This is a genomic window from Pseudomonas sp. NPDC088890, assembly GCF_044900155.1.
Lineage (GTDB): Bacteria > Pseudomonadota > Gammaproteobacteria > Pseudomonadales > Pseudomonadaceae > Aquipseudomonas > Aquipseudomonas urmiensis.
In genome coordinates this window covers 352,147-367,046 of record NZ_JBJDNG010000002.1, presented here as the reverse complement: position 1 = coordinate 367,046, position 14,900 = coordinate 352,147, and the positions used below count along the sequence as shown (strand labels likewise).

Annotated in this window: 12 protein-coding genes; 5 read left to right on the top strand and 7 right to left on the bottom strand. The window is 62.5% G+C overall.

Features of this window, described 5'->3' with window-relative positions; translation table 11 throughout:
- Nucleotides 1-59: 59 nt before the first annotated feature.
- The gene (locus ACI2JX_RS06545; protein WP_186553498.1) at nt 60-764 is read right to left on the bottom strand and encodes an SDR family oxidoreductase; all 705 of its coding nucleotides are present in this window, start codon (nt 762-764) and stop codon (nt 60-62) included.
- A 259-nt stretch (nt 765-1,023) separates the two neighbouring features.
- On the opposite strand from ACI2JX_RS06545, the gene uvrA reads away from it, so the two are divergent.
- From uvrA to ACI2JX_RS06525, 4 genes are all read left to right on the top strand, one after another.
- A complete protein-coding gene (gene uvrA / locus ACI2JX_RS06540; protein ID WP_404689679.1) occupies nt 1,024-3,636 on the top strand; it encodes an excinuclease ABC subunit UvrA in 2,613 nt (870 codons plus the stop codon).
- A 184-nt stretch (nt 3,637-3,820) separates the two neighbouring features.
- Nucleotides 3,821-4,711 (top strand): LysR family transcriptional regulator, encoded by an 891-nt coding sequence (locus ACI2JX_RS06535; RefSeq protein ID WP_404689678.1) that lies wholly within the window; start codon nt 3,821-3,823, stop codon nt 4,709-4,711.
- 185 nt (nt 4,712-4,896) lie between these two features.
- Nucleotides 4,897-6,033, top strand: a complete 1,137-nt coding sequence (locus tag ACI2JX_RS06530; RefSeq protein ID WP_404689677.1) for an acyl-CoA dehydrogenase family protein — start codon at nt 4,897-4,899, stop codon at nt 6,031-6,033.
- A 22-nt stretch (nt 6,034-6,055) separates the two neighbouring features.
- The gene (locus ACI2JX_RS06525) at nt 6,056-6,850 is read left to right on the top strand and encodes a class II aldolase/adducin family protein (protein ID WP_368971272.1); all 795 of its coding nucleotides are present in this window, start codon (nt 6,056-6,058) and stop codon (nt 6,848-6,850) included.
- Nucleotides 6,851-6,921: 71 nt separating this feature from the next.
- Here the strand turns inward: ACI2JX_RS06525 and ACI2JX_RS06520 are convergent, their stop codons facing one another.
- The 5 genes from ACI2JX_RS06520 to ACI2JX_RS06500 are packed head-to-tail and all read right to left on the bottom strand — an operon-like array spanning nt 6,922 to nt 13,415.
- Nucleotides 6,922-7,299, bottom strand: a complete 378-nt coding sequence (locus tag ACI2JX_RS06520) for a response regulator (RefSeq protein WP_186553503.1) — start codon at nt 7,297-7,299, stop codon at nt 6,922-6,924.
- 44 nt (nt 7,300-7,343) lie between these two features.
- A complete protein-coding gene (locus ACI2JX_RS06515; protein WP_264234395.1) occupies nt 7,344-8,570 on the bottom strand; it encodes a hybrid sensor histidine kinase/response regulator in 1,227 nt (408 codons plus the stop codon).
- Nucleotides 8,564-9,139 carry a chemotaxis protein CheB gene (locus ACI2JX_RS06510; protein ID WP_264234394.1) on the bottom strand — a complete coding sequence of 192 codons (576 nt, stop codon included), beginning with the start codon at nt 9,137-9,139 and terminating at the stop codon, nt 8,564-8,566. The genes ACI2JX_RS06515 and ACI2JX_RS06510 overlap by 7 nt, the downstream gene beginning before the upstream one ends.
- Nucleotides 9,136-9,957: a protein-glutamate O-methyltransferase CheR gene (locus ACI2JX_RS06505; RefSeq protein ID WP_264234393.1), complete on the bottom strand. Its 822-nt coding sequence runs from the start codon at nt 9,955-9,957 to the stop codon at nt 9,136-9,138. Before ACI2JX_RS06505 ends, ACI2JX_RS06510 begins: the two co-directional genes overlap by 4 nt.
- Nucleotides 9,954-13,415 (bottom strand): response regulator, encoded by a 3,462-nt coding sequence (locus tag ACI2JX_RS06500; protein ID WP_368971273.1) that lies wholly within the window; start codon nt 13,413-13,415, stop codon nt 9,954-9,956. Before ACI2JX_RS06500 ends, ACI2JX_RS06505 begins: the two co-directional genes overlap by 4 nt.
- 261 nt (nt 13,416-13,676) lie before the next feature.
- Between ACI2JX_RS06500 and ACI2JX_RS06495 the strand changes: the two genes are divergently transcribed.
- The gene (locus ACI2JX_RS06495) at nt 13,677-14,027 is read left to right on the top strand and encodes a response regulator (protein ID WP_186553508.1); all 351 of its coding nucleotides are present in this window, start codon (nt 13,677-13,679) and stop codon (nt 14,025-14,027) included.
- A gap of 71 nt (nt 14,028-14,098) precedes the next feature.
- Here ACI2JX_RS06495 and cobF read toward each other — a convergent pair whose 3' ends face one another.
- Nucleotides 14,099-14,848, bottom strand: coding sequence for a precorrin-6A synthase (deacetylating) (gene cobF / locus ACI2JX_RS06490; RefSeq protein WP_368971274.1), 750 nt, complete (start codon nt 14,846-14,848; stop codon nt 14,099-14,101).
- Between the last annotated feature and the right edge of the window lie 52 nt (nt 14,849-14,900).

Sequence of the window (14,900 nt, the reverse complement as noted above, 5' to 3'; positions counted from 1 at the left end):
AGTGCTGCCCAATGGGCGCGCCCGGCCGCCGATCGCACGGCGTGGGGCGCGCCTGGTCATCAAACGCTGCGGGTCACCCCGCCATCGACGCGGATGTTCTGCCCGGTGATGTAGGCCGCCCCTTCGCTGGCCAGGAAGGCGATGGTGGCAGCGATTTCCTCGCTGGTGCCATAGCGCTTGAGCGGAACACTGTCGCGCCGCTGCTCAGTGGCCGGCAGGCTGTCGATCCAGCCGGGCAATACATTGTTGATGCGCACGTTATCGCCGGCAAAGTTGTCGGCGAAGATTTTGCTGAAGGCTGCCAAGCCTGAACGGAACACCGCCGAAGTAGGGAACAACTCGCTCGGCTCGAACGCCCAGGCGGTGGAAATATTGATGATTACCCCGCCTTTCTGGGCTTGCATGATCGGCGTGACCAAGCGACTCGGGCGAATGACATTGAGCAGGTAGGTTTCCATGCCCAGGTGCCAGTCTTCGTCGCTGATTTCCAGGATCGGTGCACGCGGGCCGTGACCGGCGCTGTTGACCAACACATCGATCCGGCCCCATTTTTCCATGACCGCGTCGACCAGACGCTGCAGGTCTGCGTTGGACTGGTTACTGCCGGTGACGCCAATGCCGCCCAGCTCCTGGGCCAGCGCTTCACCTTTGCCGGACGAAGACAGGATGGCCACCTTGAAGCCATCGGCGGCCAGGCGCTTGGCGGCAGCGGCGCCCATGCCGCTGCCGCCGGCGGTTACGATAGCTACTTTTTCTACTGACATAGGGTCTCCTGGCTTTTACGCGAAGTCTGCGGTGATGTGAGGCTCAGCCTACACCTTGGTTGGGATCAGCAGCAGTGATCAATAGTACTTGCAGCCTGTAGAAAATCTGTTGGCTTGCGATTTAGGGGGCCGACTTGCGGCCCATCGCAGCGGTTCGGCGCCCCGACAAGCCAGCTCCTACAGGATCATGCTGAGGGCTGTAGTCCCAAGATCTCGGCAAACACGCTAAGGTAGAATCTTTACGCAACAGGACTGCCGCATGCCGCAACATTCCGGCTTCGTCAGGGTGCGTGGCGCCCGCGAGCACAATCTGCAGAACGTAGACGTCGACATCCCCCGCGACGCGCTGGTGGTGTTCACCGGGGTGTCCGGCTCGGGCAAATCCTCGCTGGCCTTCTCGACGCTCTACGCCGAAGCCCAGCGCCGCTACTTCGAGTCCGTCGCGCCGTACGCCAGGCGCCTGATCGACCAGGTTGGCGTACCGGATGTCGACGCCATCGAAGGCCTGCCGCCCGCGGTGGCCTTGCAGCAGCAACGCGGCACGCCCAGCGCCCGCTCCTCGGTGGGCAGTGTCACCACCCTTTCAAGCTCGATCCGCATGCTCTACTCGCGTGCCGGCAGCTATCCGGCCGAGCAACCGATGCTCTACGCCGAGGACTTTTCGCCCAACACCCCGCAGGGTGCCTGCTCCGAATGTCACGGCCTGGGCCGGGTCTACGAGGTGACCGAAGCGAGCATGGTCCCGGACCCTTCGCTGACCATACGTGAACGCGCAGTCGCAGCCTGGCCGATGGCCTGGCAAGGGCAGAACCTGCGCGACATCCTGGTGACCCTGGGCTACGACGTGGATATCCCCTGGCGCGATCTGCCCCAGGAGCAGCGCGACTGGATTCTGTTCACGGAAGAAACGCCGACCGTACCGGTTTATGCCGGCCTGACCCCAGCGCAAACCCGCGCTGCACTCAAGCGCAAGCTAGAACCCAGCTACCAGGGCACCTTCAGCGGCGCCCGGCGCTACGTGCTGCACACTTTCATGCAGTCGCAAAGCGCGCAGATGCGCAAGCGTGTCTCTCAGTTCATGCGCCCCAGCCCCTGCCCGCTGTGCGCAGGCAAACGCCTCAAGCGCGAGGCACTGACCGTGACCTTCGCCGGCCTGGATATCGCCGAGCTGTCACAGATGCCGCTGCAAGAGCTGGCCAAGGTGCTCAGGCACGTTGCCGCAGCCGACTATCTGCAGCAGCCTGAACAAACCTCAGAAACGCTCACCCACCAACAAACCCGCGCCGCCCGCCAACAACGCGCGGCCAAGGGTGAGCCTGCGCACAGCGGCGGCCCGGATGTGCGCCACACACCCAACCTGTCACTGGAAAAGCGCCTGGCCGCGCAACGCATCGCCGCTGAGTTGCTAGAGCGCATCGACACCCTCATCGACTTGGGCCTGGGTTACCTAGCGCTGGAACGCAGCACGCCGACGCTGTCCTCCGGTGAGCTGCAACGCCTGCGCCTGGCCACCCAGCTCAATTCGCAGCTGTTCGGCGTGATCTACGTGCTCGACGAACCTTCCGCCGGCCTGCATCCGGCCGATAGCCAAGCGCTCTATGCCGCCTTGCAGCGGCTCAAGTCCAGCGGCAACTCGGTGTTCGTCGTCGAGCATGACCTGGACACCATGCGCCGGGCCGACTGGCTGGTCGATGTCGGCCCGGCTGCTGGCGAGCATGGCGGGCAGATTCTCTACAGTGGGCCACCCGAAGGCTTGCGCCAGGTGCAGGCATCGCGCACCCGCGCCTACCTGTTCGCAGAGCAGGCCAGCAGCCAACATCAGCCTCGCCAGGCACACGCCTGGCTACGCCTGGAAGGCATCACCCGCAACAACCTCGATGCGCTCAGCGCACAGTTTCCACTGGGCTGTTTCAGCGCCGTCACCGGCATCTCCGGATCGGGCAAATCGAGCCTGGTCAGCCAGGCACTGCTGGAACTGGTCGGCGCCCACCTGGGCCAGCCGCAGCAGCCTGAGGAAGCTGAAGAACAGAGGCTGGAAGATGAACCGCCGCCGACCAGCACTGGCCAGATCGTGGCCGGGATGGAGCAGATCAAGCGCCTGGTCAAGGTTGACCAGAAACCGATCGGCCGCACCCCGCGCTCCAACCTGGCGACCTACACCGGGTTGTTCGATCACGTGCGCAAGCTGTTCGCGGCCACCGAGCAGGCCAAGGCGCAAGGTTTCGATGCCGGGCGCTTTTCGTTCAATGTCGCCAAAGGTCGCTGCGAAACCTGCGAGGGAGAAGGCTTTGTCAGCGTCGAGTTGCTGTTCATGCCCAGCGTCTACGCCCCCTGCCCCACTTGCCACGGTGCACGCTATAACCCCGAAACCCTGGCGGTGACCTGGCAGGACATGAACATCGCCCAGGTGCTGCAGATGACCGTTGACCAAGCCCTTGAGGTATTCGCCGAACAGCCCGGTATCCGCCGCAGCTTGCAGGTGTTGCAGGACATCGGCCTGGGTTATCTGCGCCTGGGGCAGCCTGCTACCGAGCTGTCTGGCGGCGAGGCACAACGGATCAAGCTGGCCACCGAGTTGCAGCGCACGGCACGCGGCGCGACCTTGTATGTGCTGGATGAACCTACCAATGGCCTGCATCCGCAAGATGTCGATCGCCTGCTGGTGCAACTCAACCGCCTGGTCGATGCCGGGCACACGGTGGTGGTGGTCGAGCATGATATGCGGGTGGTGGCGCAGAGCGACTGGGTGATCGATATCGGCCCAGGAGCTGGGGCTGCGGGGGGCAAGGTGGTGGTGAGCGGCAGGCCTGAGACGGTGGCCAAGCATCGGCACAGCCGCACGGCGCCGTTTCTGGCGGGTGCCTTGCGCTGATCGCGGTGCTGGTAGCGCATCGCGGGGCCCGCTCGCGCCTCACCGCACAAACCACGCTGTCCCTTGTGGAAGCGGGCTTGCCCATGGAAAGGGCCCTGCGGATGTACGCCAACTGTGACAACCGAGCCTAGGCAGATTATTCTTGAGAGGTATGTCTTCCCGCCTCAATATGTGAGCGACGAATATGAAAATCGATGACATGGACGCCTTCGTGGCGGTTATCCGTTGCCAGTCGACCAACCTTGCCGCCGAAGCCCTGCAACTGACCCAGCCGGCCATCACGCGGCGCCTGCAGAACTTCGAGCAAGACCTGGGCGCCACCCTGCTCGACCGCAATACCAAGCCCCTCAAACCCACGCCGATGGGCTTGCGGGTGTATGAGCAGTGCAAGGCGATCCTGCGTGAAATCGATGCCCTGCGTGAGCTGGTGGCCAATGATGGCGCACCCTCCGGCACCCTGCGCCTGGGCGTACCGCAAACCTTGGGGGATGTGGTCTTGCTCGATGCCCTGGCGAAGATTCGCGAGGCCTATCCGGTGTTGCGCACCCAGGTCAGCAGCGGCTGGGGCAGCAGCTTGATCACGCGCATGGAAAACGGCGAGCTCGATGCGGCAGCCGCACTGTTCCCGCCCGGCAAGATCTTCCCCGAAGGCATCGCCAGCCAGTCGATCGGGCGCATGCCCCTGCGCGTGGTCGCAGCCAAGGGCAGTGCCAGCAAACGCAACTACAAGCTCAAGGACTGCTATACCCGAGGCTGGGTGCTCAACCCTGATGGTTGCGGGTTCCGCGCAGGTCTGCAACGGGCGCTCAGCGAGCAGGGTTTGTCGCTGTCGATCAACCTGGAGACCTTTGGCACGGACTTGCAGTTGGGCCTGGTCGCCAGTGGCCAGGGCCTGGGGCTGGTGCCTGAACCGCTGCTGTTGGCCAGTCGTCACAGGGATCAGCTGGAGGTGGTAAACGTCAGTGATTTCAAGCCGCAGGTGGATCTGTGGCTGTTCCATCCGCGCTACCTGGGCAATTTGCAGGAGCCGGTGGAGCTGTTTGGCGAAATTGCTGGAGCGCGGTTGCGCAGCTAGGCCTCGCTGTACCCTTGGCTGCGGATCAAGGCTTCACTCAAGCAAACTAATGAAATAAACGCATAAAGTAGGATGAATTAAATTCTTAAAACAAATAATTAGCATAGAACCAAAAAGACTTTTACAGCTCTCATCCAGACGAATACGGTCTTAACAAATCTACCGTGTTCCAGGGATGAATACCCATGAGTCACCCACCTTCCGATCGCGCCCTGGCCGAGCTTACTCAAGCCCTGGCTGCCAACGCCGAGCGCTATGACCGCAGTGGTCAGTTCCCTCACGACAATTTCGCCCTGCTGCACCAATACCGCCTGCTCGGGCTGACCGTACCCAGTGCCCTGGGCGGCGGCGGTGCGGACTTGGCTACCGCGCGGCGGGTGGTCGCCGCCGTCGGCAAGGGCGACCCGTCAACTGCGCTGATCCTGGCGATGCAGTATCTGCAACACGTTCGCTTGCAAGAGCAAGGCCGCTGGCCTGAGCACCTGCGCCTGCGGGTGGCTCACGATGCCGTGGACAACGGCGCGCTGATCAACGCCTTTCGGGTCGAGCCAGATCTGGGCACGCCGACGCGCGGTGGCCTGCCTGCGACCGTGGCGCGGCGCACCGCTGATGGCTGGCGATTGTCTGGGCGCAAGATCTACTCCACCGGCAGCCACGGCCTGACCTGGTACCTGGTGTGGGCGCGCAGTGATGACAGCGATCCACTGATCGGCGGCTTTTTGGTGCACAAGGACAGCCCCGGTATCCGCATCATCGATGACTGGGACCACTTGGGCATGCGCGCCACCTGCAGCCATGAAGTGCGCTTCGACGATGTACTGATCCCACTGGATCATGCGGTCAACGTCAGCCCAGCCAGCGCGCCACGCCCAGAGCTCGATGGCGAAGGCCAGTTATGGATGTCGGTGTTGCTGCCGGCGCTTTACGACGGCGTGGCCCAGGCCGCACGCGACTGGCTGGTGCAGTTCCTGCTATCGCGCACACCCAGCAACCTCGGCGCCCCGCTGGCAAGCCTAGGGCGTTTTCAGGAGGTGCTCGGGCGTATCGACACCCTGCTGTTCGCCAACCGCAACCTGCTCGACGCTGCCGCGACCGGGCAGGTCGATGCGCGGCATGCCGGGCAGATCAAGCACCTGGTCAGCAGCAACGCCATCAGTGCTGTCGAACTGGCCATCGAAGCCGCTGGCAACCCCGGGCTGTCGCGGCGTAACCCGCTGGAGCGGCATTATCGTGACGTGCTGTGCAGCCGCATCCACACCCCACAAGACGACGTAGTCCTCGGCCAGGTTGGTCGTGCAGCGCTGGCACCGGCCAGTGCATAACCCCCCTCTAGCGGAGATTGCCATGAGTTCATTGTCTTTCGTCACCGACGCCACCCGCTCGGTGCGCCAGCGAGTCAGCCACCAGGAGTGGGAGGTGCGGGTCAAGCTGGCCGCCGCCTATCGCCTGGCGGCGCTGTTTCGCTGGACCGACCATATCTACACGCACTTCTCGGCCCGCGTGCCAGGGCCGGACGAGCACTTCTTGATCAACGCCTTTGGCCTGTTGTTCGACGAAATCACCGCCTCCAACCTGGTCAAGGTCGACGTCGATGGCAGCATCATCGATGATCCGCTGGGGCTGGGCATCAACCAAGCCGGCTATGTCATCCACAGTGCTATCCACCGCGCTCGCCCGGATCTGAAAGCGGTGCTGCACACCCATACCCGCGATGGTGCGGCGGTGTCGGCTCAGCGCCACGGCTTGCTGCCGATTTCCCAGCATGGCTTGGCCTATTACAGCCGCGTGGTCTATCACGACTACGAAGGCGTGGCGCTGGATCTGGATGAGCAGCAACGCCTGGTGGCCAATCTGGGTCAGAGCAACATTCTCATCCTGCGCAATCATGGCCTGCTGACCGGCGGCATCAGCGTCGAGCACGCGTTCCGTGAACTGCATGGGCTGGAACGTGCCTGCAACATCCAGGTGGCGGCGCAAGCGGGCGGCAATGCCCAGTTGCTGCACGCATCAGCGGCGGCGATTGCCAAGGTGCACGAGCAATCCAAACGCTTTTCCGATGGGCTTGGAGAAGGCATTCAGCGCCATTGGGATGCACTGATCCGTCAGCTCGATCGCGAGGGGCGCGATTACCAGCAGTGACGGTTCGCCCATAGGGCCTTGATCGCGGGCAAGGCGGCAGCGGCCTGCCCGTGCGATGAAGCCTTGAAAGATCAGCGCAGCAGCATCTGGATCTGCTCGTGCAGGGTATCCAGATCAAACGGCTTGGCCAGAATCGGTGCCTTGCGCGCGATCGGGCTGCCGGATTCGAGGATCTCCGCCGGATAACCGCTGATGAAGATCACCTTCAGATCCGGTCGCAGTTTCACGGCAGGCTCGGCGATCTGCACCCCAGAAATGCCGCCCGGCAAGCGAAAGTCGGTGACGATCAGATCCAGGTGCGGTTTTCTCGCCAGAATGTCAAACGCCTGCTGGCCATCCTCGGCCACCAGCACGTGGTAACCCTCACCGGACAGGTAATCACGCAGGATCATCCGAATCGCCGGTTCATCCTCGACCACCAGTACCACGTCTTGTGCATCTTCGCTCATGACAACGCCTTGAAATTCAATAAGTTGGCCATCTGACCCCAGGCTTACGCAGAGGTTGCCTGCGCCTGGTCGGTTTGTTGCGACAGCGCCGGCAGCGGCAGCAGCACGCTGAATGTCGAGCCCTTGCCCTCCTCGCTGTCGACCTGAATGCGCCCGCCATGGGCCTGGACGATCTGTTCGGAAATATACAGCCCCAGGCCCAGGCCGCCGCTGGCCTGCTGGGTCGCCACCCGCTCGAACTGCTGGAATATCCGCTGCTGGTTGGCGGCGTTGATGCCAATCCCCTGGTCCTGGACTTGCACCCAGGCCATGCCGTCCTGGGCGAACACCCGCACCTTGACCGGTCGTCGTTGCCCGTAGCGCAAGGCATTGGACAACAGGTTGGCCAGCACTTGTTCAATCCGAAATTCATCCCACTCGCCGGCCAACGCCTCGCACTGTTCCAGCTCGATGCGCGTGTCCAGCGCGCTAGCCTGGGCGACGAAATTCTCCAGCAGGCCGCGCACCAGCTGGGCGAGATCGAACGGTTTGGGCCGCAGCGACAACTTGCCGGTGCGGATGCGCGAGACGTCGAGCATGTCTTCGACCAGACGGATCAGGCTGTTGATCTGCCGCTCGTCGCGCTCGACCATGGCCTGCAGCTTGTCCTCGCTGAACGCCGCCAGATTGCCTCGCGCCAGGTGCATTTTGCGCAGTTGGGCTTCGAGGATCAGGCCGTTGAGCGGGGTGCGCACTTCGTGCGAGACGATCGACATGAAGTCATCGCGCATACGCACCGCGTGCTCCAGCTCGCCGCGGGCCACCTGCAGCTGGCTGAGCAGCAGCTCTTGCTCCTGGCGGCTACGCTCCAACGCCTGCAATTGACGATCGAGGACTTTGCGCTGGCGATACAGGTCGACGAACACCGAGACCTTGCTCTTCACCGCCAGGGTATCGAGCGGCTTGTGCAAAAAGTCCACCGCGCCGCTTTCGTAGCCTTTGAAGGCGTAATTCATTTCGCGCCCGGCGGCGCTGACGAAGACGATGGGGATGTTCTTGGTCTTTTCCGTGCCACGCATCAGTTCGGCCAGCTCGAAGCCATTCATGCCCGGCATCTGCACATCGAGAATGGCCAGGGCGAACTCATGCTCGAGCAGCAGCGACAAGGCCTGCTCGGCCGATTGCGCCTGATGCACCTCACGATCCTCGCCGTGGATCAGGGCGTCGAGGGCCAGGAGGTTTTCCGGCAGGTCGTCGACGATCAGCAGTTTGGCGATGATTTGGCTTAGCATGCGCGATCTTCCAGGGTAGCGAGCAACTGCCCGATACCGCTCAGAGAAAGTATATGGTCTGGGCTGTGCAGGGCCAGCGCGGCCTCCGGCATCAGCGCGACCTGTGCGTCTTCAGGGTCCTGGACCACCGTCCGGCCTCCGCATTGTTTGATGTAGGCAAGGCCCTGGGCGCCGTCTTCGTTGGCACCGGTCAGCAGCACGCCAAGTAGCCCCGCGCGGTAGGCATCAGCCGCGGAGGTGAACAGAAAATCGATCGCCGGGCGGGAGAAATGCACCGGCGCCTCCTGGCTCAGCGACAGGCTCAAATCGCCCTCCACCGACAGGTGATAACCGGGTCCTGCGACATAGATCAGCCCCGGCTCGATCGTCGCCTTGTCCAGCGCCTCACGCACCGGACGGCCAATCTTGCGCTGCAGCACTTCGGCCAACTGGCTGTGGCGATCGTCGGGCAGGTGCAGCACGCACAGCACCGGGATGGCAAAGCCCTGTGGCAACCCGCCAAGCACTTTGAACAGCGCAGCGACACCGCCGGCCGAGGCGCCGATGACTACCGCATCGACGCCGTTCATGATTTGCGAAAGATCCGTTCGGGCTTGACCAACGCCTCGAAACGGTCGCTGTAGGCGGAGAAGTCTACCGACTCCTTGCTTCCGAGCAGCAAAAAGCCGCGGTGGCACAAAGATTCGTGGAACAGGCCCAAGGCGCGATCCTGCAGATCCTTGTTGAAATAGATCAGCACATTGCGGCACGACACCAGCTGGGTTTCGGAAAATACGCTGTCGGTAGCAAGGCTGTGGTCAGCGAAGGTGACATTGTCGCGCAGGCTGCTGTCCATGATGGCGTTGCCGTAGGCGGCGGTGTAGTACTCATTGAAGTCGCGCCGCCCGCCCGCCTTGCGGTAGTTCTCTTCGTAGCCGTGCATGCTCTGCATCGAGTAGATGCCCTGCTTGGCCCTTTCCAGCGAGTGCGGGTTGATGTCGGTGGCGTAGAGGATGGTGCGCTCCAGCAGCCCTTCCTCACGCAGCAGAATGGCCATGGAGTAGACCTCCTCGCCCGTGCTGCAGCCGGCGATCCAGATCTTGATCGAGGGCCAGGTGCGCAGCAGCGGCACCACTTCCTGGCGCAAGGCGAGGAAGTGGCCGGGGTCGCGAAACATCTCGCTGACCGGAATGGTCAGGAACTGCAGCAACTGCATGAACATGCCGGGGTCGTGCAGCACCCGTTCTTGCAGCGCCGACACCGTGCGACAGTCGAACTGGCGCAGGGCGTGAAGGATCCGACGCTTGATCGAAGCGCCGGAGTAATTGCGAAAATCGTAGCTGTACTTGAGGTAGATCGCCTCGATCAGCAGCCGGATCTCGATGTCGGTGTTGCGCTCGCTAGTCAAATTCGCTCCAGTTGCGGCAGCCAGACGCGGATCAGGGAGAACAGTCGGTCCAGATCGATCGGTTTGGCCAGGTAGTCATTGGCGCCTGCTTGCAGGCAGCGCTGCTGGTCGTCCTTCATCGCCTTGGCGGTCACGGCGATGATCGGCAGTTTGCGCCAGCGCGGTTGCTGGCGGATCAGCCGGGTCGCCTCGTAGCCGTCCATCTCCGGCATCATCACATCCATCAGCACCAGGTCGATGTCGTCGTGTTTGTCCAATTGCTCGAGCGCTTCGCGCCCGTTGCGGCCAATCTCGACGATGGCGCCCTTGTGCTCCAGGGCACTGGTGAGGGCGAAGATATTACGCACATCGTCATCGACCAGGAGGATCTTGCGCCCCTCGAACACCTTGTCGCGGCTACGCGCGGTCTTGAGCATGCGCTGGCGCTCGTTGGACAGCTGCGATTCGACCTTGTGCAAGAACAGCGTGACCTCATCGAGCAGACGCTCAGGCGAGCGTGCGCCTTTGATGATGATCGAGCGCGAGTACTTGAGCAGGTCGGTCTCTTCTTCCCGGGTGAGGTTGCGCCCGGTGTAGACGATCACTGGCGGGAAGCTGCGGATATCTTCGGCGGTCATGCGCTTGAGCAGCTCGTTGCCAAGCATGTCTGGCAGCTTCAGGTCGATGATCATGCAGTCATAGATGTTCTCGCGCAGCAGCTCCAGGGCGTCCTGGGCCATGGCCACGGCGGTGATCTCGATATCGTCGTCGCCGATCAGGCGGGCAATGCTCTCGCGTTGCAGGTCGTCGTCTTCGACCAGCAGGATGTGCTTGAGTTTCTGGGTCAGCTTGGCTTCCAGGCGGGCGAAGACTTCCTTGAGCTGCTCGCGGCTGGTGGGCTTGACCGCATAGCCGACTGCGCCCATGTGCATGGCCGCTTCGATGCGGTCTTCGACCGAAATGATGTGCACCGGGATGTGGCGGGTGCTGGCTTGTTCCTTGAGACGCTGCAGCACGGTAAGCCCGGAGTGATCGGGCAGGCGCATGTCCAGCAGGATCGCGTCCGGCAAGTACTGCGCGGCGAGCTGGAAGCCTTCGTCGGCGCCCTGGGCGGCCAGGCAGCTGTAGCCCAGCTCATGAGCCAGGTCGAACAGGATGCGGGCAAAATTCGGCTCGTCTTCGATCACCAGGATGCAGCGATTGCTAAAGGGCGCAAGCTCACGATCGTCGGTAAAGCTATGCCGAGCCACCGGCGCCGGCGCCGCCACCTGTGGCACCGGCGGCAGTTGATCCACGGCCGGACGCAGGGTTTGCACTTCGACCTGCTCAGCGGCCGATTCATAGCGCTCGGGCAGGATCAGGCTGAACACGCTGCCTTGGCCGGGGCTACTGTCGACACTGATCTGGCCACCGAGCAGGTGCGCCAAGTCGCGCGAGATCGACAGACCCAGGCCCGTGCCGCCATAGCGGCGGTTGCTGGTGCCGTCGACCTGGTGGAAGGCGCCGAAGATCGCTTGCTGTTGATCGGCAGCAATGCCAATGCCGCTGTCGCGTACGGCGAACACAATGCCTAGTCCGGCCTGCTGGCTGATGGTCATGCTGACTTGGCCGCGCTCGGTGAACTTGATGGCGTTGGACAGCAGGTTCTTGAGAATCTGCTCCAGGCGCTGGCGGTCGGTGAACAGGGTCGCCGGCAACGGATGCTCGAGTTGCACCTGGAAGTCCAGGCCCTTGTCGGCTGCCAGCGGCTGGAACATGCCGCGCAGGCCCTCGACCAGACGCTCGACCTGAGTGGTCTCGGGGCGCACTTCGAGTTTGCCGGCCTCGACCTTGGCGATGTCGAGGATGTCATTGATCAGGTTGAGCAGGTCGTTGCCGGCCGAATAGATCGAATCGGCAAACTTGACCTGCTCCTCGCTGAGGTTGCCTTCGCCATTCTCAGCCAACAGCTTGGCCAGGATCAGCGAGCTGTTGAGCGGCGTGCGCAGCTCATGCGACATGTTGGCGAGGAACTCGGACTTGTACTTGCTCGAGCGCTGCAGGTCTTCGGCGCGCGCTTGCAGCTCTTGCTGGGCCTGGTTGAGCTCGCTGTTCTTGCGATCCAGGGCGTCGGTGCGCTCGGACAGTTGCTCGTTGGTCTGTTCAAGCTCGGCTTGCTGGGTTTCCAGATGCGCCTGGGACTCCTTGAGCACTCGCGATTGTTCTTCCAATTCTTCGTTGGCGGTCTTGAGTTCCTCCTGCTGGACCTGCAACTCTTCATTGAGCTGCTGCGTCTCGGCCAGCACTTCTTGCAGGCGCTGGCGATAGCGGGCGCTCTCGATCGACATGCCGACGTTTTCCGCGACCCGCTCCAGCATCTCCTGGTCGCGCTCGCTGAGCGGACGCAGGAAGCCCAGTTCGAGCACGCCGTTGATCTGCCCATCATCGCGGCTGGGCATCAGCAGCGCGCTGCGCGGCAAGCCGCTGCCAAGCCCTGAACTGAGATGGAAATAGTCTTCGGGCAGTTGCTCCAGGCGCACGATGCGCGCCTGGCGTACAGCTTCACCCAGCAGGCCGTCATGCGAGCCGAGGTTCTGGGTGCGGGCCTGCTCTTCGGCGTTAAGGCCATAACTGGCCACCCGCAGCAGTTGGCCATGCTCGTTACGCACATACAGAGCGCCCACCACACTGCCCAGATAAGTGGCGAAGAAGCGCAGGATGTTTTCCCCGAGCATGGGCAGGGTCAGCTGGCCCAGCACCTGTTCGGCCAGCTGCGTCTGGCCGTTGCGCAACCAGGCCTGGTGTTCCAGGCGCTCAGCCGAGCGCTGCTGGGCTTGCAGGTTCTCGGTATAGCTATCAGACAGCGCCAACAGATCACGACGGCCCAGGTAGGCCAACAAGCCGCTCAAGGCAACGATGAACAGCACGAACGCGCTTATGGCGGTCACGGTGACAGTGTTGACCGTTTCGTTACGCGCCTGGCGCAGCTGCTGTTCAGCTGCAACCAAGGCGTCGAATTCTTTACGAATTTCGTCGGTGATACGCTTGCCGCGACCATTACCAAGGGCCAGTTGGTAGTCGCCCTGGGTGCGACGCAGGACAATCATTTCATGGCCAAAATCATTCCAGGCTCTTTGCAGGGCGATCAGCCGATTGACCCGCTCAACCTGGGTCGGGTTGTCCGCGACCATGTCGCGCAGGCTTTCCAGGCTGCTGAAGATCCGCGGTTTAGCCACCTCATAAGGATCGAGGAAGCGTTCATCACCGGTGATCAGAAAACCGCGCATGCCGGTTTCCATATCGATCGACAGCTTGACCGTTTCATTGGCATTGCCGATCACCCGGTCGGTGTGCTCGACCCACTGCATGGCCGAGAGCAGGTAGTTGATCACCGCGACGAAAGCCACGGCGCCTAACAGGCCCACCCCCAAAGGCAAGCCGATGTTGCGGCTCAACAGCTTGCGAAAGCTTTGCTGGTCCATCGAGGCTGCTTGAATCATCTGAAAACGCCCGAGCGAAAAAAGTCCGTTGAATACATGTGGCGGAAACACCCTTGGTAGCGTGGTGCCCGCTGCTGCGCTGACTGGTTCAAGCGCAAAGTCTAACCAGCTTTGCCGCATCTGGCAGGGGCATTTAGCCAGTATTTGAGAACAGCGTGCGTCAATCGTTCCATCGAATTACCAGCAACGTTATGCTGGGGAACTTCTGCCACTGCTCTGGGCACAGAGTAGAGACACTTCTTTTGTACAGGATCCCGATCAATGCACCTTCTGGTAGTCGAAGACGACGACATCGTTCGCATGCTGATGGTCGAAGTGCTCGACGAGCTGGGCTATACGGCCATCGAAGCGGACACCGCCACCGCTGCCCTGCGGATTCTCGAGAACCCCGACCAGCCCCTGGACCTGCTGATGACCGACGTTGGCTTGCCGGACATGCGCGGCGAAGAGCTGGCGGGCAAAGCGCGGGAAATCCGCCCGTTGCTGCCGGTGTTGTTTGCCAGCGGCTATGCCGACAGCTTCAACGTGCCTGAGGGCATGCACATGATCGGTAAGCCTTTTAGCATCGATCAGCTACGCGACAAGGTGGTAGGGATTCTCGGCGCACCTTAAGCGTCCGATCTGGGTGATGACTGTGTAGCCGCGCAGTTACTCGCGATCAGGCCGCAACAGGCAAAATCCCTCTAGATTATCCGGCGCAACAAGTAGGTATCCATGATCCACCCCTTGCGCCGGCGAGCCTGCGCTCTCACCTGCACGATCCTCGCCTTGACCTCCTGCAGCGGCCCGGCGATCAGCATCTCATCCGCCGTCCCTAAATACGCGCCCCAGTAAATGTGCAGCTGTGGATCGTCCAATCCGGCGAACGCGCACTGACCATCGAGCATCACCACCACATTGTCGATTCGCCCCTGTTCGACCAGGCGCCGACCAGGCAACACCGTCAGTGGCTCGCCAATGCGATTGAGGGGGATCTGGTGGCGCGCGGCAAGGGCCTGGACACTGCTGATGCCTGGGATCACCTGCAGCTCGAGCAGCACACCCTGCTCACGCACCAGGTCAAGGATGCGCAGGGTGCTGTCATACAAGCCAGGCTCTCCCCAAAGCAGGAAGGCGCCGACATCACCGGGCTGCAACTGCTCGTCGAGCAAACGCGCATACAGTGCCGCGCGCTGCTGGTGCCAGTCGCGCACGGCGCCGACGTAATCGGCCGCCTGGCCATCGCGCAGCGGGTCTTCGACCTGCACCAGGCGGTAGCCGCCCTGCGGCCGGTAACGCTCAAGGATAGCCTTGCGCAGGTGCAGCAAGTCGTCTTTGTCGGTGCCCTTGTCGAGCACGAAGAACACCGTGGCACGCTTGAGTGCATCCACAGCCTCGTAGGTGACCTGGCGTGGATCGCCAGGCCCGATGCCGATCAGTAACAGCTGCTTCATCGCTCTGCCCGTCTGGGAACCTGCGGCCATTGTCGCGCTGGCCACAGGGCTT